Raw genomic sequence first — 1,255 nt, 5'->3', positions numbered from 1 at the left:
TGTTGCGCCGCAAACGTGTCGAGCCGCACGGCGAAGGTCATCAAAGCGGGTGAGCATTTCGACCCATTGTGCTAGCACCTGCTCCGGTTCGCCTACGTGACAACATTGCGCTTGCCGACGCATTCTTCCGCCCTACATATATCGTCGCAAGCGCGGACGCTTTCGAGCCGTGAAGGGCTACAACGACGGGATGGCAGAACGTAGGGCTTCATGCTCAGTCCGGCGGAATTCGGCGGAGGACAAATAGCTATGCCGGTCAAAACTTTTTGAACACTCCTCAAACAACGTTCTTGAACGCGTAGCTAGGCATCGGTTTTCCATCCTGACATGCAACGCCGTTGGATGATTGCATGATTTTTCTAATGCGAGGTTACCGAGCATGAAGAACTAGCCGCCGAAGCGCGAACAGACCGGCGAGCGTCATCCCCGTTCCAAGTCCTCGCTCGATTTGTTCAAAGGCACGCACAACAACGTCAAGGCGCGTCTCTCTAAGCTGGCGGTCATGCTCGTTGACCACCGCTGTCGCAATTGCCATCTCATCCGTGCTCAATCCCCAACCGCTTAAATTTCCCGACGCGAGGACGCCAGTAAGCGCAGCCTCGGCGCAGGCAAGGCTTCGCTCGTCGATCTCGCCGTGCCCGGCCGCTGCGATTAATCCCGTTAAGGCCACGGCTTGCGATAGGCAACGCAAAGTCGCCGCGTCGCCTTGCCCGGCACGGGCGACTTCAAGCGCCATGCGGACCTGGATGGAAATTTGTGCGACCGAAGCCGGATCGAGCGGAAGATAAAGGACCTTCTTATGCCTTGCCGCTTTTGCGACGCTACGGATCGGTTTTCGCGACTTTGGTTTAGGCACCATTGGGCATTCGAGTCAGAAGAGGATCGGGTATTAATCGGAGACAGCAAATCCCGTTCTCGATTGACTCGAAGAATGCATGAGGCCCAAGTCCGATGTCTCGTTCCAAACTTTTACGACAAGAGATCGCTCGCGCTCCCGTCGGCGCCGAAGCATTGGCGGCCATACTTACCGGCGAAGGACTTCAAAGCTCGTTCTCACTAAGGGCAGCGCCGTGTTCAATGCGCCGTCGGCCTGGACGCCGCATGTCGTCGTGCTCGGTATAGAAAAGCCGATCAGCGACGGCTTTTTCGTCGCTTTATTCATGCGCGGTTCCGCACGGTTCGCCCGGACGCCGATCATTGCGTACACCTCGCTCGCCGGGGCAGAGGTGATCGCGCGCGACAAGGAGGTGGAAAT

2 protein-coding genes are annotated in these 1,255 nt (G+C 57.4%); one reads left to right on the top strand and one right to left on the bottom strand.

The window, feature by feature from the left end; genetic code table 11:
* Positions 1–370: 370 nt before the first annotated feature.
* The gene (locus QCE79_RS32825) at positions 371–859 is read right to left on the bottom strand and encodes a hypothetical protein (RefSeq protein WP_309851599.1); all 489 of its coding nucleotides are present in this window, start codon (positions 857–859) and stop codon (positions 371–373) included.
* Positions 860–1,070: 211 nt separating this feature from the next.
* Between QCE79_RS32825 and QCE79_RS32820 the strand changes: the two genes are divergently transcribed.
* A partial coding sequence (locus QCE79_RS32820) for a hypothetical protein (RefSeq protein WP_404989461.1) occupies positions 1,071–1,255 on the top strand: 185 nt, incomplete at its 3' end.

Origin of the sequence: Caballeronia sp. LZ003 (assembly GCF_031451465.1) — a bacterium.
In the GTDB taxonomy this organism is placed as follows: domain Bacteria; phylum Pseudomonadota; class Gammaproteobacteria; order Burkholderiales; family Burkholderiaceae; genus Caballeronia.
Note: the sequence above shows the minus strand (reverse complement) of the source record. Positions and strands in the feature narration are given on the sequence as shown.